The sequence below is a fragment of the Microcoleus sp. Pol11C2 genome (genome assembly GCF_036701505.1).
GTDB lineage: Bacteria > Cyanobacteriota > Cyanobacteriia > Cyanobacteriales > Microcoleaceae > Microcoleus.
Map to the genome: position 1 here is coordinate 246,150 of NZ_JAUBQX010000001.1, position 22,405 is coordinate 268,554.

The window sequence follows — 22,405 nt, forward strand, 5'->3', positions numbered from 1 at the left end:
ATCTAAAGTCTAAAATCGCTAAAAGAAACAAGGAACAGATCAAGAATGGCACGCGCAAAATTTGAACGGAATAAACCCCACGTAAACATCGGCACGATCGGTCACGTTGACCACGGCAAAACAACTTTGACCGCCGCGATTACGATGACTCTCTCTGCACTAGGTCAAGCAAAGGCTAAGAACTACGCCGACATCGACGCTGCGCCTGAAGAAAAAGCACGGGGTATTACGATTAATACTGCTCACGTGGAATACGAAACCACAGGTCGGCACTATGCCCACGTAGATTGCCCCGGACACGCTGACTATGTGAAAAACATGATCACCGGTGCAGCTCAAATGGACGGCGGCATCCTAGTAGTGTCAGCGGCAGACGGCCCCATGCCTCAAACTCGCGAACACATCCTGCTAGCTAAGCAAGTTGGCGTTCCCAGCTTGGTTGTGTTCTTGAACAAAGAAGACATGGTGGATGATGCTGAACTGTTGGAATTGGTAGAACTGGAAGTTCGGGAACTTTTGAGCTCTTACGATTTTCCGGGCGATGACATCCCCATCGTTACAGGTTCGGGATTGAAAGCTCTCGAAGCGATGCTTGCTAATCCCAAGACTGTCAAGGGCGAAAATGAGTGGGTTGACAAAATTTACAAGCTGATGGAAGAAGTAGATGCTTACATCCCCACGCCAGAGCGCGAAATTGATAAGCCTTTCTTGATGGCTGTAGAAGATGTATTCTCGATTACGGGTCGGGGTACTGTTGCTACTGGTCGGATTGAGCGCGGCACAATCAAAGTCGGCGAAACAGTTGAATTGGTGGGTCTTAAGGACACTCGCAGCACTACGGTGACTGGTGTGGAAATGTTCACCAAGCAGTTGGATGAAGGCTTGGCCGGCGACAACGTTGGTCTACTGCTGCGGGGGATTTTAAAGGCGGATATTGAACGCGGAATGGTGATTGCCAAGCCGAAAAGCATCATGCCTCACACCCAGTTTGAATCTGAAGTGTACATCCTCAAGAAGGAAGAAGGCGGCCGGCACACGCCCTTTTTCTCTGGATATCGTCCTCAATTCTACGTCCGTACCACTGACGTGACCGGCACGATCGCACAATTCACCGCTGATGACGGTAGTGAAGCAGAAATGGTGATGCCCGGTGACCGGATCAAAATGACTGTTGAGTTGATTCACCCGATCGCAATCGAACAAGGAATGCGCTTCGCTATCCGCGAAGGCGGCCGCACCGTCGGCGCCGGCGTTGTTTCCAAAATCCTTAAGTAGGACTCCAATAACAGCTTAAATAGCAGAAAAGCCACCAAATTTAATCAGGCTTTTCTGCTATTTAGTGATTAGTTATTACTCAGGAGTCTGCTGTTAGCAGTGAACCCAAAAACAACTGCAAATAGACGACAGACAACAGACAACAGACAACAAACAACAAACTGAACCTCGAAAATTCAAGAAACAAAAATGGCAACAATTCAACAGCAAAAAATTCGCATTCGCCTCAAAGCTTTCGATCGCCGAATTCTAGACGCATCCTGCGAAAAAATTGTAGATACAGCAAATCGGACAGCAGCCACAGCGATCGGCCCGATTCCTTTGCCCACCAAACGGCGGATTTACTGCTTGCTGCGATCGCCCCACGTAGACAAAGATTCTCGCGAACACTTTGAAACCCGCACCCACCGCCGCATTATCGACATTCACCAGCCATCCGCCAAAACAATTGACGCTTTGATGAAACTGGATTTGCCAGCCGGCGTAGATATCGAAGTCAAGCTGTAGATTGAGTTATCGAAAACTCGGAAAGAAGGAACAAAGATTAAATAAATTGTTCCTTCTTTTTGTTGAAATTTTCCTAGTCATTAGTTATTAGGTATTAGTTATTAGTGAATAATTAGCAAAAACTTCTGCTCCGACACGAACTTAAATAATTATTCTTAATTAAGGCGCGATCACTACAAAAATGCTCCTTTAGCAGTCGCTATCATCGCCTTTGGACTCACTTAGTTTACCAAAAAGGTATATTTAACATTTTGACGAAATAACGCCTTTGTCAAGCTGCCAGCACCGGAGATAGCTCGCCGTCGCTTCCGTGGCGAGCGAAAAAGCCCGATCGCTCCTGCCCCGGAATTGCCTTTAATCAGTTAAAGTAAGAAAAATAAGCGCAAGTACCGTCACTTTTGAGCGACAATGGCATCCTCTTCCTCTGTAGCAGTTCGCGAACTCCCCTTATTTCCGTTGCCGGAAGTGGTTCTATTTCCAGGTAGGCCACTCCCACTGCAAATCTTCGAGTTTCGCTATCGAATCATGATGAATACGATTCTGGAGGGCGATCGGCGTTTCGGTGTACTCATGTGGGACCCCAACCAAAACAAAGTCTCTGCCGTTGGCTGTTGCGCCGAAGTGATTCACTGTCAGCGCCTCCCCGACGACCGCATGAAAATTATGACTCTCGGACAGCAACGGTTCCGAGTGCTCGACGCAGTTCGGGAAAAACCCTATTTAGTCGGTCTAGTAGAATGGATTGAAGACGAACCGCCCCAAAAAGACCTCAGACCTTTGGGAAAAGATGTCGAACAACTGCTGAGAGATGTAGTTCGCCTCTCCAGCAAATTAATGGATCAGCCGATCGACCTGCCCGAAGACATTCCCAGTTTGCCCACCGAATTGTCCTACTGGGTAGCCAGCTACCTTTACGGTGCAGCGACAGAACAGCAAACTCTTTTAGAATTGCAAGATACTGCTGCGAGATTGGAACGCGAAACCGAAATTTTGACTTCTACTCGCAATCACTTGGCAGCGAGGACTGTACTTAAAGATACGCTTAAGTAGCCAATGGGCGCAGGAAAAAAGTACGATCGACTTTGCCTGCATTGAAGAAAGAATTACACACAAATCATTCGATTTTCGATTTTTGATTTTTGATTTTCGATTGACTGATGAACTAAGGGTTTGGATCGCGGGCCTACAGTTCCATTCTTTTTTGGAACTGGTATCTGTTTAATTCTTAACTTCAAACAGGTTCGGATAGGTTCTTTATAGCAGTAAATGCTTGTGTTAGAAAATCTCGATCAACCGAAACCATACGATGCAGTTAGAGGCGGTCAACTGCCACCTCCTGTGGGCGGTGTAGTGCTCGGCGGACTAGCAGGAGTTAAACACCGACTGTCTAGTTCTGTCAGCGAACATCGAATCGCCGCCCTGAGAGAGACATTGAATTACGGCGATGCCGGCTTAAAAATAGTCATCAAGATTTGTCAAAGCGAAACAGGGCCAGTGCAGCGGGCGGCCTGCGATTTGCTCCGAAAAAAACTAAGTTCGATCGCCCCTGAAAAATTACAGGCCTTTGTAGCTGCCAGTGTAGATGCAAAAGCTGAAGTAGACAGCACTCAAAAAATATTAGAGCGCTCATCCGCTGTAGTCTCAGAAAAAAATTACGATCGGCAAATGTCCGAAGCACAGTTAATATTTGAGACAGTTACGCAGCAAATGCAACCAAATTTGTTGCTCTTAGAAGCACTGGTAGCCTCTGTAGAACGCGAAGAATTTACCAGCGAACTGAGGAATCTTTGGGAACTATTAATCTTAGAAATTCAGGAACCTCTCAAAGAACTGCGTCAGGCTGTTGGCACTGCGATTTCCGCCCAACTGCGGATTCAGTGGCTCTACAATCAAGTTGAATCTCAAGCCAACCAGTGGCAGCAACGAGCTTTGCTAGCTCTTCAGACACAGGATGAAAATTCAGTCCGCGTCGCCGTGGTTCGCAAGCAGGTTCAAGTCGATCGGGCCGCCGAACTAAAAACTGACTTAGACTACCAAACTGTGCGAGTAGAAAATCTCAACCGCAACTTGCTGGCTTTGGAAAGTAAGATTGCTCAAGCTAATTCCAAGAAAGAGATCCTCAAGATGCAGCTTCATTTTGCTAAGGTACAGCAGCAAATAGACTTCACTTTCAGCCAAGTCAATAGTATATTTTTTAGTCCTTAGTTGTCGGATTCTCCGCGTAGCTATATTGTCTGAGATCAGACTTGTCTGAAGCAAAAATGAATCGCCCCGCTAAAAATTGCCCCCTCTTGCTTAGCTCCTTGGAGATTAGCACCGCACAAAAATGACCCGCTTAAATTAGCGCCGCGCAAGTCAGCTTCTCTCAAATCTGCGTACTCAAGGTTACTTTCACACAAAAATGCGCCTCTCAAACTTGCTCCCCGCAAACTCGCTCCCCGCAGTCTAGCATTGCTTAAATTGGCTTTGTCGAGGTTTGTATTGTCCAAGCAAGCATCTATGAGGTTGGCTTCCATAAGGTTTGCCTTATACAAGTTTGCACCGCTCAAATCAACACCAATCATTTTCGTATCGCTCAAGTTAGCGTTTGCCAGGTTTGCCTCACTCATGTCAGCTCCTGTTAATCTCGCGAATCTTAGATCGGCTCTGCCGCTTAAATCGGTGCCCTCGAGTTTAGCCATTACTAGGCAAGCATTCTTGAGGTTGGCATCTATTAAGTTAGCCCAACTTAGGTCTGCTAAAGCTAAATTGACCTCTTTCAAATTCGCACAGGCTAGATTAATGTGAATTAGAAAAGCTTTTGACAGGAAAGCGCCTATCAAATTGGCTTCGTGAAAATTTCTTTCTCCGGCTGCGTATCGCTTGAGAAGTTCATCAGCTTTCATCTCACCAGCCTCCTAAGCTTGACTTAAAAAGTATACTACATAAAAGAAAATTATACTACTGACAGTACATTGTAGCAACCAAAGATTTTTAAAGTTTCTGTGTGATTTTTTAATTCTTCTAGTGCTGAGAGAACAAATGGTTGGCAGGCGTTAGCCTCAACGTCCATAAAGAAAATATATTCTCCGAGCGATCTTTTAGTCGGTCTAGATTCAATCCGACTTAAATTAATACCCCGACTGGCAAATACTTGCAAAGGTTTTACCAGTGCTCCGGGCATATTGGCAGGTACGCTAAAAGCTAGGGAGGTATGGGTGCAATTAGACGGTGAAGCATCGAGGATCAACTCAGGAGCCGATTGTGTAATGGATTTAATGGATGAGCGCTCCCCAGGTTCTACGTTTCCGATTTCTCCAAAACTCCTGCTGAGTACCCAAAAGCGAGTGTAATTATCGGGATAATCATTAATGGGGTGAGCTAACACTGGCAAATTGTAAAGTTCAGCCGCTCTTGGCGAAGATATCGCTGCTACATTTCTATCTTCCAGATATTGCAATGCTTCCGTGGTTGAATTGGCCGGAATTAATTGAGCTGAGGGAATAAACTGCCCCAACCATACCTGACACTGAGCTAGCGCTTGCGGATGAGAGTAAACTTTTTGAATCTCGTTAAAATTTTTGGCATTAGATACCAGGGCGTGGGAAATTGGCAAAACTAAGGCGTGTTGAATGCGGAGTTGATCAAGTCGCCACAGTGTATCTAAGGTGACAGTCACGCTGCCTTCGATCGAATTTTCAACGGGCACAACTGAATAGTCAACCTGCCCTACGGCCGATGCCTCTAGCGCTTGGGAAATGGTGGAATAAGGACACAGGGTGCATTCCAAGTTAGTTTCTTGGCTCAACCAATTGACATAAGCTAGAGCCGCTGTTTCTGCATTTGTACCAACAGGGCCGAGATGTGCGATAGAAATTTTCATTTAGAGGCAATTTTAGGTTACAAATGTTTGCTTTACTCTCATCAGCTAGGAAGTATGATGAAAAATTAGCGATGTCGCGAAAGGTTTTATCAGTGATTTCTCGGATGACATTGCTGGGTTCGCGACTTAATGCGCGACTTATGTCACCTTAAAAAAGGTGATACTTTATTAAGATATGCTTAGGAATCCTTTATTTTGATATTTTCTCATGTATATCCGCTTTAATTCTTCCCAATCCGTTGAGATCGCCGTACCAGAGGAACGAGTTCCCATTCAACATTATCTGCGCCAGCCAAGGCGACTGGTGAACGCCCTTGTCGATCAAAGTCGCACAGAACAGCTAAGCGATGACTGTTTCCGCCTAAAAATGCGACCGTTACAATTTATGATGCTGAGCATTCAACCCACCGTAGACATGAGGGTGTGGGCTGAGTCGGATGGCACAATCAATTTAGAGTCCGTCGCCTGCGACATTCGTGGCGTAGGTTATATAAACGATCGCTTTGCTCTCAATCTCAAAGGAAAGCTTTGTGTACACCAAAGCAGCGGGGTAGCATACTTGAAGGGAAAAGCGGATTTGGAAGTGCAAGTAGAATTACCGCCGCCGTTTTGGCTGACGCCCAAACCCATTTTAGAAGCAACGGGGAATGCTTTGCTCAAAAGCGTACTGCTGAGCGTGAAACAGCGGTTGATGTATCAGTTGCTCTTAGATTACCGCCGCTGGGCAAACAGCGAAAGTGAGCTAATATCGAGCGATCTCCCCCCAATCTTATCTTTAGAAGGCTGACATTCTACGACACAACCTGTTAATTAATGTATAGGGATATTTAGGCACAAATCAGGCTACTTACCACAATATTAGTGAGACGCTTGAATTGGGCATCGGTCGCTTTGTTGGAACTAGCCAGCAGGGAGAGATAGCTGCTGGTCAGTCAAGATCGATGTGAGTCAGCCCCCCATGTTCATCGTCTTCGATGATTCCCACGCCCCCAGGCCAAGCAGTTGACCTGTTTTTTGAAACTTCCTCCTTTTGACGGAGGTCCTGCTGCGGTGGCTTGATTATTTTGCCCGGTTGATTCGTGGCGGCTACCCCAATCCTGATTTTTGGCCCGGAGTTGCCCAAGCGAATTGTCATCCCGTCCACAACGGACACCTGAGCGATCGGTCTATCATCTACATAAGTGCCGTTAGCACCAAAATTAATAATTTCCCAGCCATTGGCGTGATTCCACAGCTCTACGTGGTGGCGGGAAACTACAGCGCTGTAAATAATTACATCATTGTCGTTCGATCGACCGATCCGAACCACCGGTTCTGATTCAAAACACCAACTTTGAACTGGGACAGACTGGATAGGATGTAAAAGAGTTAAGGTAATCACTGATGTTTTGACACTCCACCGCCAGACAGAAACGGGGATACTTCCAGAGAGATTTTTTGGGAGAAAAGTGCAAAAAATTTGCTTTTTAAAGGCGTCGTCAGTGCGGCACTATTCCCTCTATCTGCCGTAAAAGTAGAACTTTTGGCGGCTTGAGGCATTTCAACCAACTTTTGAGGGTTAGCTTTTGGGGCAGGCGCAAATTTTTGCTGTCCTCGGTAACAACCACACACGATGTTATTAATCGGGTGAACTTCCCAGTGATGGACAGTGGTTAAAACCGCTTGATTAATTTGGTCTGTGAGGACGCGATTGTGCCGATGGGTGAGCCACTCAATTCGCTCGGCTAAATAATCCTTTTCCCGCTGATGAACCCGAGAATTTAACTCAGACCCGTGCGGGTTGCACCGCTGATTCAAGTTCTCGATCGGGCGACAGTCACTGATCAACGACTCGCTGTTTATAAAGAAAGAAGTTAACCAATTATTAATCCTGGGGTCTCTAGATAAAATACTTGTTGATTGTATCAAACAGCATAGGTCTTTTTGAGTTGCTAACATTTTCCTTATTGATGCGATACCTTTAAAATACAATGCTTTGAGCAGCACTGGAATTTTGAGCGACAACGCATCAATCTCTCATAGCGAAAATACCGATCGACCTTCCTCGCGCGCGCGGTCCCCAAATGTGATCGGCAATTAGTCCCCCGGCGAGCGGGAAGGCCAAACTTCAGCTCAAATCTAAGTCGGGCGGCTCCGGGTTCGGCTCTGGTCGGACAGATTCTTGCCTTTGCCGCTTCAACTCTGCAACTTTTTCTTGAGCTACATCCCTGACTTCGAGAGCTTTATCTTGGAATTTTTCCGCCAGACTTTGAGCGCCCCGCTTCACACCTGCCACATTTTTGAGAGTTCTGTCGAAATCTTCATGTAAAAACTCTGCTACCAGACCGACTTTTTTGTGCAGTCCCTCCGCGTACTGCACTGGCTCCGATACAGCAGCTTCAGAGACTATCGCGCGCTTGCTGCCGATAGTCGAAATAGCTGCCACAGGTAACAAGTAAATGTCGTCTAAAACACCGCGCCAGCCGCTCGATTTAAATAGGTAGTGGGTGACTGAACCCGTGCGGACATCAAATAGGTAGTCAACCACTGCACCTGCCTTATTCCCAGCGTCCGTGAGCACCTCAAGGCCGATCGGACAAACAGCTTGTTCCGGCTGATGCAATTCCGGCAGTTCCGGGTTAATGGTGACAAAAACATTTTCCCCCACCGTATCAACTTGCGCCCAAGCGAACCAAGTTTTTTTGCTGCCCAAAAGTCCCGACTTGCAAGTAAAGCCGATCGCCCGCTGGGAGTGAGCATCGAGCCAAACTCGATCTACCCTGCCGACCTCTTCCGCCGTTCTGCGGTCGATCGTGCGTCGGTTGAGCAGTTCGCTGCGCCTAACAATCTGTGGTGATGTACTCATAAATAAACTCCTGAGTGCCGTCTTTGAAAAATGTCGATCGTCCAAAGAAGCCGATTTAATATTCTTCTTCCGAATAATGGCGATTATTATCTGCCTCGGTTAACTCCTCCTCTTCCCTGGAAGTGCCAACTTCTTTTTGGTCAGGAACAGGAATCGTGCTAATGTGCACGCCGCCCGAGGGAGCGTTAATTTCCTTAGCCTCCCTGGGCTTGACGTTAATTTGTCCTAACTGGACTGAGGACTGATTCGGGCCTACGTTGATTTGAATTTTCGGCCCTGAGCGAGCCAAGTGAACGATCAGACCGTCCACAATGGGAACCTTAGCGATCGGCTTACCATCGAGGTAAGTGCCGTTGGTACCTAAATTGATCAGTTCCCAAGTTATGCCGCTACGCCGCAATTCGATGTGGCGACGTGAAACCACAGCGCTAAAAAGAACGACGTGGTTTTCGGTCGAGCGCCCGATCCGGACGACCTGCTCGTCTTCAAAGATCCAACTGCGGACGGGTATAGACTGGAGTGGATGTAGCAAGGTCAGCTTAATCACATTGGCAGCATTGAGTTTTGGTAGAGCGCCTTAATATGCGATTTTAGATTTTAGACTTTCGATCGCCCAATCCAAACTCGCTCTAAGAGATTTGAAATAAAAACGTAACCAGGTCTCCTTTGCCCAGAGAGATTCGGTCTCCCGGTCGCAACCGGTGGCGGTTTCCCTTGGGTAGCGGAGTATTGTTGACGTAAGTGCCGTTGGAACTGCCTACATCTTCTAGGTAGCAAGCATCTCCCTCCACCCGGAGATTTGCGTGTACCCGAGAAACTATCTCAGAATTAGCAAATCCCGAAACATCAATATCCGGCGGTACTAAGTCATTTGGCTTGCCTATGTGAACCACAGACAAACTGTGAGGCAATTCCATCGGCGTATTTGTCTGAACGTGTAGCAGGCGGGCCGACTGCTGTTGCAGTTGAGTTTTAGCTACACCTGCTGGCTGTGGGCCCGGAACCGGAGGAGAGATATTTACTGGTGTTGCCACCGATTCAGTTGTAACAGGAACCGAGGGCGATGGCGGGGGATCGGGAATCGTCGGAATGCTGGCGGGAGTTTTTTCCAAGTTAAGCCCCTTATTCAGGGTAACTAGAGGTTCCATTGCCATCAGGGGATCGGGTGGTACTAAATCCGGCGCCGGTGAGGATACCACTGTGGGGCCTACAGGCGAGGGGGACGGTACTGTCACCTCAACTTCTGGAACTATGGAACCCGGACGCAAGTTAAAGCCACACTGACCGCAAAATGCTGCATCTGTCTGAACTGCTGCACCGCAGTTCGAGCAACTTGCGGTAACAGGTAAAGGCGTGTAGCAAGCCTCACACTGGCTGGCCCCGTCGGGGTTCTGGTGATTGCAATTGGGACAGACAATCATCGATTTCTCCTTGCTATCGGCCAGATTTTCAAATCAGCCTCATAAAAATACTCGTGTATATGGTCAAATTTTAACTTTAACCGCCACAATTCTTATATTGCTTCGCCAATACTAGCAACTGAGCTGACGCCGTGACGTTAGCTGTGATGGGCAAGATTGAGTTAGTGATAATGCTGACTGTGTTGGCACGCTTGTGGCTCTGTCGGCTATTTTACTGCTTCGCCAGCCGCGGCATCGAGCAGCCACCAAAGTTCGCCCTCTGGTTGAACGAGTCTGGCTGGATAGGTCATTTCGTCGGCTGCGGGGGCAAAAATTTGAGCAAGGGCGGGTTGTTTGCTGGCTCCTGCGACCATGAAGATGACGCACCGGGCGCGGTTGATTAAGGGGACTGTAAAGGTAATGCGGGGTTGACCGTCTTTGTTGCCGACAGTTACTAGGGCATCCCGGACTTCCAAGGCTGCTGTGCCGGGAAATAGAGAGGCTGTGTGGGCGTCGTCTCCTATGCCCAATAAAATGATGTCGAAGGCAGGAAACTCGCCCTCGGATACTTTGAAGAACTGCTGTAATTCGGTTTGGTGCGCCGCCGCGTCTGCTGCGGGGTCGCCGGCGCCTGTGGGCATGGGGTGGATGTTGCTGGCGGGGATCTTCACTCGATCAAGCCACGCGAGGCGCGCCATTTTTTGATTGCTGTCTGGGTGTTCTGGGGGAACGTAGCGTTCGTCGCCCCAGAAAACGTGAATTTTCTCCCAAGGCAGGTCTTGGGCTACGAGCGCTCTGTAGAGGGGTTCGGGTGTGCTTCCGCCCGCTGCGGCGATCGTACAAAGTCCGCGTTCGGCTATGGCTTCGGAGATTTTCGACAGCACAATCTCCAGCGATCGATCTATTAGTTGTTCCCGATTTGCTAATACTTCAACTACTTTTTTCATTAATTTCCTCTCAACTTTCCTTGGGTGTTATTCTCAGCAATTGCCAATTTTACCTTGACATTTTGGTTTGAGGTCGATCTGCTGACAGACCCGGCAGGCCGGGCACAGCACGCCATAATATTTTATCATCTTATGCCCCTTGATTTAAGGAAAGCAAGACATATTTCTACCAGTGCTTTATTGATTTTCATCGGTTGCATTGAGCTTTCGCAACTTTCAATCAAAAGTTTGATTGTACTCGGAGCATCTATGCAGAAAGTAAAAAACGTTTTTTGGGAGTCCGAGCCCTCCCGCACAGCAAAATCTATAAATATAGCCAGCCGGACGATCGCACACCGACTGTAAAAGCCAAACCAAGATGCTCCCGATCGCACTTATCCCGGCATAGCAAAAATAATCAAGATTGATGTGGTAGACTAGGAAAAATAGTTTTAAATCCGCACGATCGGATGGAAGCAAAACTATGTCAATTTTTAAGCGATTTCCTACATCTGTCCGCTATCTAATAGCGCGGTTGCGCCACTGGACGCAACCCGCAGTTTGGGCTCCCTTAGCCGTGCTGTGTGCGGGGGGGTTATTTATCTGGGAGGTCTCTGTAAATCCAGAAAGGTTGAGCATAGATGGCGAAGAAGAACCAGCCTCAAACACTCCAGCTTCGGTATCGGGGCTATCTGCTGAAGATACCGCCATTGCGGCTGAAATCGACAGCTTACCAGTGCTAGTCAATCAGTTTAATGGCTCTACTGCTTCTGAACTAAACTTGTTAAATTCATCAGTAGTAAAAAGCAAAGGTTTATTCGAGGAACTTCGAGATCGGGACTTAGAAACTCCTCAGCCATCTTCAGCCCCCAAGCGGGTAGGAAGCAGCGGATTTTTATCCTTGCCAAATTTAGCAGATCCTGCGGTCGAGGCCGGAAACAATAACCCCCAAAATTCCAGCTTGCCAAGTTCAAACGCCACATCAGCGTTGAGTTTATCTGGCAGTGGGAGACTAACTTCCGGGATAAAAACGATCAAGCCTGAGTCTGGGGGTACAGCGACAGCAACTTTATCCCAGGCGGCGAGTGATGCTAATTCAGGTAAACAAAACGAAAATTCTCTGCCTTTGAGTCCGCTGCAAGCAGCTATGAAAAAATACGTCGTTGCTAACACTTCGGCAACGGCGGCTTCGGCTAAGAAAACAGCAGACTCGGCTAAATTGCTCGATCGACCGGCTTCCGATCCGGCTGCAGGAAATGCGACAAATTTACTCCCAACAACCGCTACAGCTCAAAGTGGAGCAAATCCTGTGAATGTTCCCACAGCACTTCTCCCACTTGTGGATCCGACAAATACTGTGAGCAAGGAATCTCAAGAATTCTTAAAACCGACAGCTACAGTCCCTGAATCATTGGCGGGGTTAACTTCCCGAGTACCGAGCCTTCCCGAAATTAATGCAGGGGCTGCAACGGTGGGTTTGCCGAAAAATCCCTACCAAACTAATTTATCTGGCTCAGTCTTCGCACCTGAAGTTCAACCTGTGGTACTTCCAGTAACCATACCTTCGCCAACACCTCTACTTCCAAATGTCGGTCCCTCTCCCTTTCCGAATGGGATTGGCGGAAGCAAGATAATTAGCCCTCAATTCTCTCCTAATTCAGCTAATTCTCAATTTCAAACACCTCCACCGAGTCAGCTTAATTTGCCGGAGCCACCTAACTTTGGAGTTGTTCCCCAAAATACAAATCAGGGCGTGCAGCCCATTCAACCTCAAACTTTTGCTACACCCCGCTCCCTGGCTCCGGGACGCTACATTGGCGGTGGCGAAATCAATACTTTTTCTAATCCTTAAATGAAAGAAGTTCGGCCACGAAAACGATATTATCAATTCCCAATACTTAGGCTACGCAGTTCCTGGCCTTCGACTTGGTTTTCCTCAGCATAGTCGGAGGGAAGGGAGCCGAAGGCAGTCGAATTGCAGTACAAGTTCCGAATTCGCCATTCCCAATGTTAGTGTAGTGGTAAAACTTACCTAGCGGCGGCCCGAACCAACAACAATCCTCCGATTCCCAAGCCAAACATGATCGGCAGCCAAGCCGACAGAATCGGAGTCAAAACAGCTTTCACGCCCATAGAACTGGTGATGAAAGAAAATACGTAGTAAGTAAAAATCACAACTACGCTAATACCAAAACTCGTTCCTCGGCCGGAGCGGCGCGGTTGAGTTCCCAAAGCCGCTCCCACTAAACCAAATACCATGCACACGAAAGGAAAAGCATATTTTTCTTGAATTCGCACCTTTAATTTGCGAATTTGCGGTTCGTCGCCACTGTTTTTAAGGATATCCAAACGCTCTAAAGCTTGGGCAATGTTCATTTCCTTAAAATCCCGGGCTCTCGCAGCTAAGTCTAAGGGCGTGCGGGGGAGTTGCAATTGCTGGTGTTGAAACCTAACTATATTGCGGTAAGAGCCATCAGGAGCTACTATATAAGCGGTTCCGTTGAAAAAATCCCAGGTATTTTCTGAGGGATTCCAAGTAGCGGATTCTGAAGAAACGATTTGATTGAGGCCTGGGGTGGAGCGATCGATAATTGTTAAACCTTTCATTTGCTGGCCGTCAAATTGTTCTGCATAAAAAAAGCGGGCCAGGATTTCGTCGCCGCCTTTTTCTGGTTTGCGAAATTCTGTGTAGATAATATTTCTATCTTGAAATGTGGGTTTTTCTCGCTTCAGGGCTCTGTCTAAAGTCAGAGTAGCTCTGTAGCTGGCGGCGGGTACAACTAACTCTTGCAAACCAAAGGTGAAGCCGGCAACAATTAAACTCATAACCACTGCAGGCAGTATCAATCGATAAACGCTAACTCCGCAACTGCGGAGGGCGATGAGTTCGCTGTCGCTTGACATTCGGCTGTAGGCCATTAAGGTTGCTAGCAGCATTGACATGGGGAAAGCCAATACTACGAAGTAGGGAATTTGCAGGAGAAAAATTTCTATGGCTGCGCCGTAGGGGAGGCCGGATTCTGCTACTCTGCGGACTAATTCAAATAAAGCTCCAACTGTGACGGCGACGGATGTAAAGAGTCCGACGCCAAATAAAAAGGGGCCGATTAGTTCTTTGGTAATGTACCAGTCCATTACTGAAATTCTCGGCAGCCAGTTGATGGGATTCAAAGAATTGGATAGTGCTATTTTCATAGTTTGGGATTTTTGCAGTTGGCTCCTCAATCTAACATCTCAAATCTAAAATTATGGCGGATGCGGAATTCCTTCAAAAGACTATCGCACGAAGTTGTCACCTAAGTAATACTGTCGCACTAAAGGGTTGCTGTAGAGTTCTTCTTCAGCCCCGGAGGCTAAAATTTGGCCGTCTCGCATGATGTATGCTCGATCGGTAATTTCGAGGGTTTCTCGGACGTTGTGATCGGTGATGAGGATGCCTATTTTACGATCGCGCAGTTTAGCAATAATGGTTTGAATTTCGTCTACGGCGATCGGATCGACGCCTGCAAACGGTTCGTCTAAAAATAGGAACATCGGCCCGTCTCGCCCTGCGGCTAATGCTCTGGCTAGTTCAGTCCGTCGCCTTTCTCCCCCCGATATTTGAATTCCCAAACTAGATGCTATTTTTTCTAATCGAAATTCTTGCAATAGGAAATCGACTCGCTCGCGCCATTCCCAGCGCGGCACTTGAGTTTGTTCTAGGACTAACAAAATGTTGTCCCGCACGCTCATGTTTCGGAAAATGCTTGCTTCTTGAGCGAGATAGCCAATTCCCAAATGTGCTCGCTGGTGCATCGCCAATTTAGTGATGTCTAAATCGTTTAGCCAAACGGTGCCTTGATTGGGTTTTTCTAATCCGGTTGCTATGTAAAATGTTGTGGTTTTGCCGGCACCGTTGGGGCCGAGCAATCCTACGATTTCTCCTTGGGCTACCGAAAGGTTGACGCGACTAACTACATTGCGTTTTCCGTAGGATTTGTGAATATTTTCGAGTACAATTTTCATTTTCGCTCCCGGCAACCTCTACAAGCTCAATTTCAGACTGCGGCTTTGTGCGATCGAGTCTCTAATTTAAATTCTACTTTTTCAAGTTGGTTGGTATTATAAAGACGAAATTTCGCATCTATCCCAAGTAGTGTGTTTTGGCTGAGGCGAAATTTCGCTGCTGCGAGCCACTGTTACCGGGGGGCTGTAGTTGGACGTGGGGAGCCCACTGCATTTTGGGCTGCCGCATCTTGTTCGGGGGCAACCAGATAAACAGATTCTACCTGTCCTGGGTTGTCTGGGAGGGCAATAAATCGCCCTTCGTCGATGAGGTATGTTATGGTTTCGCCGCGCAGGCTGTTGCCCTGCTGCAATACGTAAACATCTCCGCTCAGAATGATCCGGCGCTCGCGGCTGAAATATTGAGCTTGAGCCGCAGTTGCTTGTATTTGGCGGGCTGGATAGTTGATTTGGACGTTGCCGCGGGCTGTCACGATGCCGGTTTTGGAGTCGGCTTCTTGAATGTCCGATCGCACACTGAGAGTGCGGGGTGGCCCGGCTTGCGGGTAGGTGGGAGAGGCGATCGCGCCTGCCAGAGTCAGGGGCAAAAGCAGTGATAATCCTTTGAATAGTCGGGAATTGAGTAGTTTAGCGGAGGGCATCATAAGCTTGGAGCCTCAATATTTGTGAAATTGCTGAAGGGGATTATATCCAGTTAGATATTTTATCTTAACGGCCAGAAAGATTCCCGTGAGGTCGATCGATTGACCCGATAGTCTCAACCAATTATCGTAGCAAGAGAGCAGCACTTTCTCCGGCTGTTTGGATGATTTGCTCGAGAAAGCAAGTTTTTTGACGGTTTCCCCGATCGGGAAGTTTCGCACAACCTCGATACTATTTGGGTGGATTAGGCTTTTTCCTCATATTAGAGTTTGCAGAGCGATCGGAAACTTCAGCAGTTTCTACCTCAGACGTAGTAGATACTTGCTCATTAATCAATTGTTCATGCCCATCCTTAAGAGACTTATCCATTTTAGTATCCTCAAGCACTTCTTCTGAAATATTTGACTCCTCTGCTTGAGCCTCGACAGTTTCTTCTTGACTCGCTAAAAGCCCTGCATTATTAATTCTCTCTAAACCCATTTTAAATTCAGTGTAATCGTCGATCGTTTTATTCATTTCGACATCAAGCTTGTAATGACGACGCAAATTTTGGATCACATTCTGAATTGCTTCGATTTCTTGAGGTGACTCATTTTCTATATTGCTTTTTATAACATCTTCGATTTCGTCTAGCAGAATAACACCATCCTCACGTTTTGCAGAAATAGGATGAAGTACAATAAAGCTATTATTTAAACGCTTGATTTTTTGTTTAAGCATTTCTTTGGTCAATCTCTTTTGAGCACTACGTTGCATAAAGTTCAACTTTTTAAATAGAATTTTAAAGTTTTCCTCGAAAATTTGCAGTGCCTTAGATTGATTCTCATCTAGCTCACCTCGTTTCTGTGACCACTCATTTACCACTTGAATAACATTCCTAGCAAAGCCAGCTTTACTAACTTTCAACTCCTTATAAAAAGATTCTGAAATACTTTCTTGTATGGCATCAAGAATAGTCAGATTATCAATCTTACTTAAAATTAGCTCTTCAGTTAAAAAAGAAACTGAAGTTTCATCCACTTGTAGAAATTCCTGTAAATATAGCTTCGTTGCTTTTATGCAGATTGACAAGGGAATAATATCTTCTATTTCAAGTTTTTCGGTCGCATTATCAGCAACCAAAGAGAATTCTTGTTTTAGATCGCCAAGCTGAAGAATAAATTCCGGTTTAATTAAAGGTCTTCTATGTTGCGCTCCCCTACCTAATAATTGCTTTTTAGCATCATTTCCACACTTATCACTGTCCAATAGAACGATAACTGCTATTTGCTCAACGTGTCTTCCACAAGCTAAATAGACCATGTAGGGAACTTGGTTAGCTCCCCCTGAGTCAACAATCGTGATGTGGTTTAAATCTAAAGTTTCTAATTTATCAGATTCAACAATAGGTCGAAGGTATCTTGCAGCCCCGGCAATAATTATTTGCTCGCAAATGCCTTCCACCATTAAATTACAGTTCCCAATAAAAACTGATTCGCCAATAAGAGTACCTATCGAAGACCTTAGAGGTTCATAACGATTTTTAGCAAAATCTCTAACTACTCGTGTTCCCTCATCCTCATTTCCCTTCTGTAATACTCGAATACGATCGGTATGGTTCTTATCAATTAAAAAAGGAGAGTGCGTCACGTAAACTACCTGAATTGGGTGAGTTAAATGTGAACCTGGTTCGGGATTTGCAAAAAGGTCAAATACTTTAAGTAAGTCTTGTTGAGCTTGACTAGACAGGTAAGCATCTGGTTCATCCATCAACAGTATTTCATTTTTATTTTGATGGGGTTCATGAGAGCGGTATTCAATATAATAGCTGAGAAAGAATCGTAATCCTTGGCTCCTTTCATCAAATGAATATTCAGTTCCTGTTCTATCGGTTATGGTAAAAACTAAGTCATAGTCTCTTGCCACTACTTTTAGACAGAAGTTACGATCTTGAACCCAATAGTTTGGAAAGTTTAAATTACTTGCTAATTGATCGTTGATCTTATCAATGATTCCATTGGCAAAACCTTGCATCCCATTTTGAATCGCATCAGCCAGATTAAGTAAAGAATTGGTATCGACTTGAGCAATTTTGCAAATCAATTTGTAAGCTAGGTTGAATTCTTTCTCTCTTCTTTCTTTCTCTATATCACTGAAACTGACTTCATCAAGTGCTGAGATGATTGACTTTAGTGAGGTAATTGCTTCATGTTCAATTTCTTCCCTTTTTTCACCACTCAGATGGCGAATGCTAGTAATTAATTCTGGATTATTGCTAAAAACATCAAGTGCCTTTACTATTCGATTTCTTTGCTCTCTATCTAAAAGCTCAAATTTTTTACTACCTGAATAATCTTCCCGATCCAACTCAACAAGTTTTTTAATGGGAACGCTTGATGGCAGAGCAACATTAGACTCAATTCTAAATGGTCTAGGAAGTAGTTTTTGTAACTCAATAACCTGTTTTTTTTCAAGTTTGTATGGTCTGTAATCTCCCTTTTCAGGCAAATATAACGTTAAATCGTCAACATGATTGCCGAATATCAAAAGCCGATCTAAAATAATCTTCTCAGGAATTTCTTTTATGATTTCTCTTATACTTTCCTTTTCCGACTTAGAAAGACCCGACCATTCAGAACCAAAATCTGGGGATTTTAATTCATTTTTTTTAACCGTAAAAAGTGGAGAATAGCGACAGAAATCGCTTGGTTCAGTATCTTTAACAAATAAAGCTTTCTCAATGGCACTTAACAAGTGAGATTTGCCCGATTCGTTCGCGCCAACAATTGTTGTAATTTTGGGCTCTATGGGAACTTCAATATATGGATAAAAAGCATCCTTTATTAGCTCCCAAGGTTTAGGCTTCACCCTGTCATCATTTTTTCTTAGGAAGTCGTCATTGAATGATTTATAGAAGCGAATGAAAACTTTTTTGAGAAGCATATTGTTAGAGTCGATGGTACAATTGTATTTTTTTTGTTTTCCTCAGTTTGAGCATCTGCTTAATACCGTGACTCACAGGATTAAACTGCTAATTTGTTACTATAATACACTAATATACCTCTATATCTAAATTTGTTCTACTTTTATAATTCGCGGCAATTGCAAGCCTGCAACTTCTGTACCTGTTACAAGCGGCACAAATTCTGCTACTTTTTCCGGCCCAGCTTGTTGCAAAGCGCTCAAAAGTTTAGCACTTTGTTCGAGCAAGTCTTCAACAGCAATTCCAGCATAACTAGGCTGATAATAACTGAGCCGATTTATTCCTTCTCCCAGCAAGATTACTGCACCGCGCCAGTTTTGATTTCCTAAGTGATAAAGCGCGACCGCAATTTGCAATATTCCCTGATAAAACCTTTTTTCATGCTCACCTGCTTCCATCCATAAAGCTTCTAAGATATCGTGACAAGCGTAAAATTCTTGGCTGTTAAACTGTTCAATACCTTGCCAAAATTCGAGCGGAATTTTCTCTGTCATTCGATTGGAGATGGGGAATTTTCGATGGCGGATATGTGTTTGAGTAGGCGGCGATCGATTTTTTTTAATAGCTAAGTTTTAAAAACAGGAAAAATCACGACCTGTTTTCAAAACTACTGCCATTTCACGACCGCCTACTTAACCGATTACATAGTCTCTCTGACAGCTTGAATCTGATCCATTCCAATTTCCTGATTAGTTCCAGCGAAATCGTTATCTGGCGTCAAAAATAACATACAGTGACACTCTTTGCGCTCGCGCATGGGAATGCAGGGACAGTTCCAGTAGGCGGCTTTTACTTCGGCTTCTTTATCTTCGTAATGGCGACAAGGGCATAAGGGAGCGCCTAGTTCATCCTTGTGTTTTGCTAGTCCTTCTATCACGACAGCAGTGACGGAAGGTTCAGAACAAAAGTAAGTTCCCGTGCGCTTGGCGTAGGTTTCGGAGAAATTCTTCATCGCCTCCAAAGTTTTTTCGTTGGAGAGTTTAGATTTTTCTGTTGTGTTCATAGTTTAGGATCGGAGTTGAGGATGCTACGAGCTTTTGACAATTGTAGCGCAGAATGTGATTTTAAACACTGGTATATTTCTGTTTAGTTACAAGGAAGAAAACCTTGACAAAGATTGAGTTTTAGGTTGTTGGTTTTTTAGTGGTTTTTGTCTATCCCGGAGGGTGTGGCAAACTTGCGGCAGACCTGGTTTTTGGAGCTGCCAAAAGATTTGGGCGATCGCTCGCCCTCAACTATCATCCCCCAAAGGGGATTAAAATCTGATAAGATAGCACGGCGCTCTTTCTGTGACGGCTATAGCCACGGCATCTGATGGCAACTTCCCCGAACCGCACCCACAGCAAAAAATCTCCTCTTTCTGGGCTGATTTGGCCGGCTGACACTGAGTTAGTCGGATTAGTGTTGGAATTGACTCCCCGCGCTGCTAGCTATCTGTACGCGCAGTATGCTATAGGTTTGCACGCTTGGTTTTTAGGTCAAGTACAGCAAACTGACCCGGATTTATCGCAACTTTTGCACGATGAACAGTCAGAAAAAGCCTTTACTATTTCGGGATTGGAAGGTGATTTGCTCCCTGGTGGCAAAGAATTTCAACTTTTGGGCAATCGCATTTATCGCTGGTACGTAACAGGACTTTCAAAGCCCGTAGTGCAGTGGCTGAGTCAGTGGCTGCAAAATTTGCCCAAAGAGATAGATTTGCGAAATGCTCCGCTGCTAATTCGCTCTTGGGATATTGCTTTTGCACCCACAAATTACGAACAATTATTAACAGCAGAAACCCCATTTTTCCCAACCATCAAACTTAGTTTTGTTACTCCTACAAGCTTTCGTAGCAAAGGCCATCACTTCCCTCTGCCAGTTCCCGAAAATGTTTTTCACAGCTATTTGCGTCGCTGGAATAATTTTTCTGGGGTAAATTTTGACCAAACAGAATTTTTGAATTGGATTGATGAAAATGCAATTATTAGCCGCCACAAATTGGAGTCGCAAAAGGTAGCGGCGGGCAAAAAAGGCATGGTAACGGGGTTCACTGGGGCTGTGGAATTTGGGCTAGGGCGATCGGCTCACAATCGTCCTGATTTTGTACAATTATTTTATGCTTTGGGGCGGTTAGCGCCTTATTGCGGCACGGGCCACAAAACAACTTTTGGATTGGGACAAACGCGAGCACAATGGTTGACAGAAGCCCTACCTGAAGTGTCAATACAAAGCGTCTTGGGGGCGCGAATAGATGAATTGACAAAGAAGTTTATGGCACTGAGAAAGCGTAAAGGTGGAAGTCGCGCTGCTGAGATTGCGGAAACTTGGGCGACGATTTTGGCGCGCCGGGAATTGGGGGAATCTTTGTTTGATATTGCTGCTGATTTGGAAATGCCTTATGAAACTGTGAAAACTTACGTGAAGTTGGCAAGAAGGGCTTTGAAAGTGGAGGATTAGCGCGAATTAGTTGACTGTTGACTGTTGACTGATGACTGTTGACTGTTGACTGCTGACTACTGACTACTGACTGATGACTGCTGACTAATGACTGCTGACTAATAACTCTTAGTAAATAGGTAGATGTCGTCTCGCTGATATTTTAGCTGAAATTGAGGGTTGTTTTTTAGTTGAGTTATGAGGTTTTCCACAAAAGCTCGATCGCTCATCCAGCCAGGATATCTGAGGTTCAGCAATACATAATCAAATTCTGCGAGATTTGCAGGCGGCGCGTTAGCCTGAGTTAATCTTACTAAAGGGCGGTGCGCTAAATGCGGAGCAATCTGAACATTTGTTAAAACACTGCCTTTGGTTTCAACAAGAGAAATGCCCTCTCTGGTAGCTAGCAAAGTGTCGATCCCATTTAAATAAATAGTCCAAAAATAGCCGTATTTCGCTAAAGCTAAGAAAGCAATCAACGACCAAATTACAATGACTCTCGGCAATGGATAATTAGGAATTGGCAATCTATCAAATATTGTCTTTCCCTTTTGCTGATTGCTAGCTGCTAAACTGGAAATTACGGCAACCAACAAAAACGGCAATATCGGCACAGAATATTGATGAACTAAATCCCGCTGAGCGGGGCGATCGGAAAGAATATTCATCGCCAACATCGGCACAGCACTAATTAAAGATGACAGATGATGCGGGGATAGCCACCAAATTACTGGTAATAGCAATAAAGCTAAATATTCAAATGTATCTAAAGAAAATAAACGCCCTAAAACTAGATTGGGTTTCACTATTAAATTAATAGCAATTTCAAAAAGTGAGTTGCCCAAATATTGATATCGCCCAATTGCCGCGTGTTCTCTTCCCTGATTAAAATACGGTATAACTGCCTGAGTAACTACTAGGAACCAACCCGCGCCTAGAAAGAGAGCTATGAACCCACAATTACGTTTTTTGTCAAAACACAACAGCCACAAACCCATGGCAGCCACAGTTAAAGATAGGACGGCTTTGCAGCTCAAAACTAATACAATAGCAGCACAAAACCACAAGGTTTGATTCAGCCTCGCGGCTAAGATTGCTGCTAGCAGTGCTGGTAAAGCAATGACTTCTGGGTGGAAGTCGAAGAGATTGACATTAAATACTAATGGATAGAGGAGGTAAATACAGGCGATCGCCCACGATATGCTATTATTTAATCCCGCTTGACGTGCCAAACTCCAACTCGGCCAAGCGCCTAAAGCTAGGGCAACAGCTTGCACTAAAAAAAGCCAGTGAACATCTGGATATATTTTGTAAAGTAAAGCTAGTGGATAGAAAATAAAAGCAGCGTGATCCCCCCAAATATTTATTGCCATTAAAGAGGAAAATGGCGTTTGATTTTGGGAGATTAAATAAATTGCTTGGTCAAAAATTGCTAAGTCGAATGCAGTTGACTGAAACAAAGCGTGCCGCGCGCTGCTGGCGGCAAATAAGACTATCGTGGTCACGACAATCATTAAAAATACTGGATGAGATTTTAAGGATTTGAAAGTTAGCATTTTATTG

General features: G+C 45.3%; 22 protein-coding genes. 7 read left to right on the plus strand and 15 right to left on the minus strand.

Going from position 1 to position 22,405, the window contains the following annotated elements; translation table 11 throughout:
- Nucleotides 1–45 precede the first annotated feature (45 nt).
- The 4 genes from tuf (at nucleotide 46) to QUA42_RS01110 (ending at nucleotide 3,987) form a co-directional block, all read left to right on the plus strand.
- Nucleotides 46–1,275, plus strand: a complete 1,230-nt coding sequence (gene tuf, locus QUA42_RS01095) for an elongation factor Tu (protein ID WP_333034796.1) — start codon at nucleotides 46–48, stop codon at nucleotides 1,273–1,275.
- A gap of 189 nt (nucleotides 1,276–1,464) precedes the next feature.
- Nucleotides 1,465–1,782 carry a 30S ribosomal protein S10 gene (gene rpsJ, locus QUA42_RS01100; protein ID WP_006632193.1) on the plus strand — a complete coding sequence of 106 codons (318 nt, stop codon included), beginning with the start codon at nucleotides 1,465–1,467 and terminating at the stop codon, nucleotides 1,780–1,782.
- 408 nt (nucleotides 1,783–2,190) lie between these two features.
- Nucleotides 2,191–2,832, plus strand: a complete 642-nt coding sequence (locus tag QUA42_RS01105) for an LON peptidase substrate-binding domain-containing protein (RefSeq protein WP_006632192.1) — start codon at nucleotides 2,191–2,193, stop codon at nucleotides 2,830–2,832.
- 216 nt (nucleotides 2,833–3,048) lie between these two features.
- Nucleotides 3,049–3,987 carry a PspA/IM30 family protein gene (locus QUA42_RS01110; protein ID WP_333134344.1) on the plus strand — a complete coding sequence of 313 codons (939 nt, stop codon included), beginning with the start codon at nucleotides 3,049–3,051 and terminating at the stop codon, nucleotides 3,985–3,987.
- 35 nt (nucleotides 3,988–4,022) lie between these two features.
- On the opposite strand, the gene QUA42_RS01115 is transcribed toward QUA42_RS01110, so the two are convergent.
- Together QUA42_RS01115 and pheA are read right to left on the minus strand one after the other, a co-directional pair.
- On the minus strand, nucleotides 4,023–4,667 hold the full coding sequence (locus QUA42_RS01115; protein WP_333134346.1) for a pentapeptide repeat-containing protein: 645 nt from the start codon (nucleotides 4,665–4,667) through the stop codon (nucleotides 4,023–4,025).
- 50 nt (nucleotides 4,668–4,717) lie between these two features.
- Nucleotides 4,718–5,644, minus strand: a complete 927-nt coding sequence (gene pheA, locus QUA42_RS01120) for a prephenate dehydratase (RefSeq protein ID WP_333134348.1) — start codon at nucleotides 5,642–5,644, stop codon at nucleotides 4,718–4,720.
- Nucleotides 5,645–5,852: 208 nt separating this feature from the next.
- On the opposite strand from pheA, the gene QUA42_RS01125 reads away from it, so the two are divergent.
- Complete coding sequence (locus QUA42_RS01125) at nucleotides 5,853–6,431, plus strand: DUF1997 domain-containing protein (RefSeq protein ID WP_333134349.1); 579 nt, start codon at nucleotides 5,853–5,855, stop codon at nucleotides 6,429–6,431.
- Nucleotides 6,432–6,572: 141 nt separating this feature from the next.
- Here QUA42_RS01125 and QUA42_RS01130 read toward each other — a convergent pair whose 3' ends face one another.
- From QUA42_RS01130 to pgl, 6 genes are all read right to left on the minus strand, one after another.
- Nucleotides 6,573–7,025 carry an FHA domain-containing protein gene (locus QUA42_RS01130; RefSeq protein ID WP_333134351.1) on the minus strand — a complete coding sequence of 151 codons (453 nt, stop codon included), beginning with the start codon at nucleotides 7,023–7,025 and terminating at the stop codon, nucleotides 6,573–6,575.
- Entirely contained in the window at nucleotides 7,022–7,471 is a 450-nt protein-coding gene (locus QUA42_RS01135) for a hypothetical protein (RefSeq protein ID WP_333134353.1), read from the minus strand. The genes QUA42_RS01130 and QUA42_RS01135 overlap by 4 nt, the downstream gene beginning before the upstream one ends.
- A gap of 280 nt (nucleotides 7,472–7,751) precedes the next feature.
- On the minus strand, nucleotides 7,752–8,489 hold the full coding sequence (locus QUA42_RS01140) for a PRC-barrel domain-containing protein (protein WP_333034788.1): 738 nt from the start codon (nucleotides 8,487–8,489) through the stop codon (nucleotides 7,752–7,754).
- Between the two features lie 55 nt (nucleotides 8,490–8,544).
- Entirely contained in the window at nucleotides 8,545–9,036 is a 492-nt protein-coding gene (locus QUA42_RS01145; protein WP_333134355.1) for an FHA domain-containing protein, read from the minus strand.
- Between the two features lie 82 nt (nucleotides 9,037–9,118).
- On the minus strand, nucleotides 9,119–9,910 hold the full coding sequence (locus QUA42_RS01150; protein ID WP_333134357.1) for an FHA domain-containing protein: 792 nt from the start codon (nucleotides 9,908–9,910) through the stop codon (nucleotides 9,119–9,121).
- Nucleotides 9,911–10,116: 206 nt separating this feature from the next.
- Nucleotides 10,117–10,836: a 6-phosphogluconolactonase gene (pgl, locus tag QUA42_RS01155; RefSeq protein ID WP_333134359.1), complete on the minus strand. Its 720-nt coding sequence runs from the start codon at nucleotides 10,834–10,836 to the stop codon at nucleotides 10,117–10,119.
- Nucleotides 10,837–11,299: 463 nt separating this feature from the next.
- Here pgl and QUA42_RS01160 point away from each other — a divergent pair, with 463 nt between their 5' ends.
- Entirely contained in the window at nucleotides 11,300–12,667 is a 1,368-nt protein-coding gene (locus QUA42_RS01160) for a hypothetical protein (protein ID WP_333134361.1), read from the plus strand.
- Nucleotides 12,668–12,843: 176 nt separating this feature from the next.
- Here QUA42_RS01160 and QUA42_RS01165 read toward each other — a convergent pair whose 3' ends face one another.
- The 6 genes from QUA42_RS01165 to QUA42_RS01190 all read right to left on the minus strand — a co-directional run bounded on the left by QUA42_RS01165 (nucleotide 12,844) and on the right by QUA42_RS01190 (nucleotide 19,427).
- Nucleotides 12,844–14,010: an LptF/LptG family permease gene (locus tag QUA42_RS01165; RefSeq protein ID WP_333134363.1), complete on the minus strand. Its 1,167-nt coding sequence runs from the start codon at nucleotides 14,008–14,010 to the stop codon at nucleotides 12,844–12,846.
- A gap of 81 nt (nucleotides 14,011–14,091) precedes the next feature.
- Entirely contained in the window at nucleotides 14,092–14,820 is a 729-nt protein-coding gene (lptB, locus tag QUA42_RS01170; RefSeq protein WP_333034782.1) for an LPS export ABC transporter ATP-binding protein, read from the minus strand.
- Between the two features lie 173 nt (nucleotides 14,821–14,993).
- Nucleotides 14,994–15,464, minus strand: coding sequence for an LptA/OstA family protein (locus QUA42_RS01175; protein WP_333034780.1), 471 nt, complete (start codon nucleotides 15,462–15,464; stop codon nucleotides 14,994–14,996).
- A gap of 229 nt (nucleotides 15,465–15,693) precedes the next feature.
- Nucleotides 15,694–18,384 carry an AAA family ATPase gene (locus QUA42_RS01180; protein ID WP_333134365.1) on the minus strand — a complete coding sequence of 897 codons (2,691 nt, stop codon included), beginning with the start codon at nucleotides 18,382–18,384 and terminating at the stop codon, nucleotides 15,694–15,696.
- A 126-nt stretch (nucleotides 18,385–18,510) separates the two neighbouring features.
- Nucleotides 18,511–18,918 (minus strand): DUF309 domain-containing protein, encoded by a 408-nt coding sequence (locus QUA42_RS01185; protein WP_333134367.1) that lies wholly within the window; start codon nucleotides 18,916–18,918, stop codon nucleotides 18,511–18,513.
- A gap of 146 nt (nucleotides 18,919–19,064) precedes the next feature.
- Nucleotides 19,065–19,427, minus strand: a complete 363-nt coding sequence (locus tag QUA42_RS01190; protein ID WP_194012549.1) for a ferredoxin-thioredoxin reductase catalytic domain-containing protein — start codon at nucleotides 19,425–19,427, stop codon at nucleotides 19,065–19,067.
- A gap of 311 nt (nucleotides 19,428–19,738) precedes the next feature.
- On the opposite strand from QUA42_RS01190, the gene cas6 reads away from it, so the two are divergent.
- On the plus strand, nucleotides 19,739–20,863 hold the full coding sequence (cas6, locus tag QUA42_RS01195; RefSeq protein ID WP_333134369.1) for a CRISPR-associated endoribonuclease Cas6: 1,125 nt from the start codon (nucleotides 19,739–19,741) through the stop codon (nucleotides 20,861–20,863).
- Nucleotides 20,864–20,961: 98 nt separating this feature from the next.
- Here cas6 and QUA42_RS01200 read toward each other — a convergent pair whose 3' ends face one another.
- On the minus strand, nucleotides 20,962–22,398 hold the full coding sequence (locus QUA42_RS01200) for a DUF2079 domain-containing protein (RefSeq protein WP_333134371.1): 1,437 nt from the start codon (nucleotides 22,396–22,398) through the stop codon (nucleotides 20,962–20,964).
- Nucleotides 22,399–22,405 lie beyond the last annotated feature (7 nt).

What these genes read in the sequence shown, in the direction of transcription:
- QUA42_RS01140 (WP_333034788.1), bottom strand. Translation starts at nt 8,489, where the DNA reads ATGAGTACATCACCACAGATTGTTAGGCGCAGCGAACTGCTCAACCGA.
- QUA42_RS01180 (WP_333134365.1), bottom strand. Translation starts at nt 18,384, where the DNA reads ATGCTTCTCAAAAAAGTTTTCATTCGCTTCTATAAATCATTCAATGAC.
- rpsJ (WP_006632193.1), top strand. Translation starts at nt 1,465, where the DNA reads ATGGCAACAATTCAACAGCAAAAAATTCGCATTCGCCTCAAAGCTTTC.
- QUA42_RS01125 (WP_333134349.1), top strand. Translation starts at nt 5,853, where the DNA reads ATGTATATCCGCTTTAATTCTTCCCAATCCGTTGAGATCGCCGTACCA.
- QUA42_RS01105 (WP_006632192.1), top strand. Translation starts at nt 2,191, where the DNA reads ATGGCATCCTCTTCCTCTGTAGCAGTTCGCGAACTCCCCTTATTTCCG.
- lptB (WP_333034782.1), bottom strand. Translation starts at nt 14,820, where the DNA reads ATGAAAATTGTACTCGAAAATATTCACAAATCCTACGGAAAACGCAAT.
- cas6 (WP_333134369.1), top strand. Translation starts at nt 19,739, where the DNA reads ATGGCAACTTCCCCGAACCGCACCCACAGCAAAAAATCTCCTCTTTCT.
- QUA42_RS01200 (WP_333134371.1), bottom strand. Translation starts at nt 22,398, where the DNA reads ATGCTAACTTTCAAATCCTTAAAATCTCATCCAGTATTTTTAATGATT.
- QUA42_RS01115 (WP_333134346.1), bottom strand. Translation starts at nt 4,667, where the DNA reads ATGAAAGCTGATGAACTTCTCAAGCGATACGCAGCCGGAGAAAGAAAT.
- tuf (WP_333034796.1), top strand. Translation starts at nt 46, where the DNA reads ATGGCACGCGCAAAATTTGAACGGAATAAACCCCACGTAAACATCGGC.
- QUA42_RS01165 (WP_333134363.1), bottom strand. Translation starts at nt 14,010, where the DNA reads ATGAAAATAGCACTATCCAATTCTTTGAATCCCATCAACTGGCTGCCG.
- QUA42_RS01190 (WP_194012549.1), bottom strand. Translation starts at nt 19,427, where the DNA reads ATGAACACAACAGAAAAATCTAAACTCTCCAACGAAAAAACTTTGGAG.
- pheA (WP_333134348.1), bottom strand. Translation starts at nt 5,644, where the DNA reads ATGAAAATTTCTATCGCACATCTCGGCCCTGTTGGTACAAATGCAGAA.
- QUA42_RS01185 (WP_333134367.1), bottom strand. Translation starts at nt 18,918, where the DNA reads ATGACAGAGAAAATTCCGCTCGAATTTTGGCAAGGTATTGAACAGTTT.
- QUA42_RS01160 (WP_333134361.1), top strand. Translation starts at nt 11,300, where the DNA reads ATGTCAATTTTTAAGCGATTTCCTACATCTGTCCGCTATCTAATAGCG.
- pgl (WP_333134359.1), bottom strand. Translation starts at nt 10,836, where the DNA reads ATGAAAAAAGTAGTTGAAGTATTAGCAAATCGGGAACAACTAATAGAT.
- QUA42_RS01175 (WP_333034780.1), bottom strand. Translation starts at nt 15,464, where the DNA reads ATGATGCCCTCCGCTAAACTACTCAATTCCCGACTATTCAAAGGATTA.
- QUA42_RS01110 (WP_333134344.1), top strand. Translation starts at nt 3,049, where the DNA reads ATGCTTGTGTTAGAAAATCTCGATCAACCGAAACCATACGATGCAGTT.
- QUA42_RS01150 (WP_333134357.1), bottom strand. Translation starts at nt 9,910, where the DNA reads ATGATTGTCTGTCCCAATTGCAATCACCAGAACCCCGACGGGGCCAGC.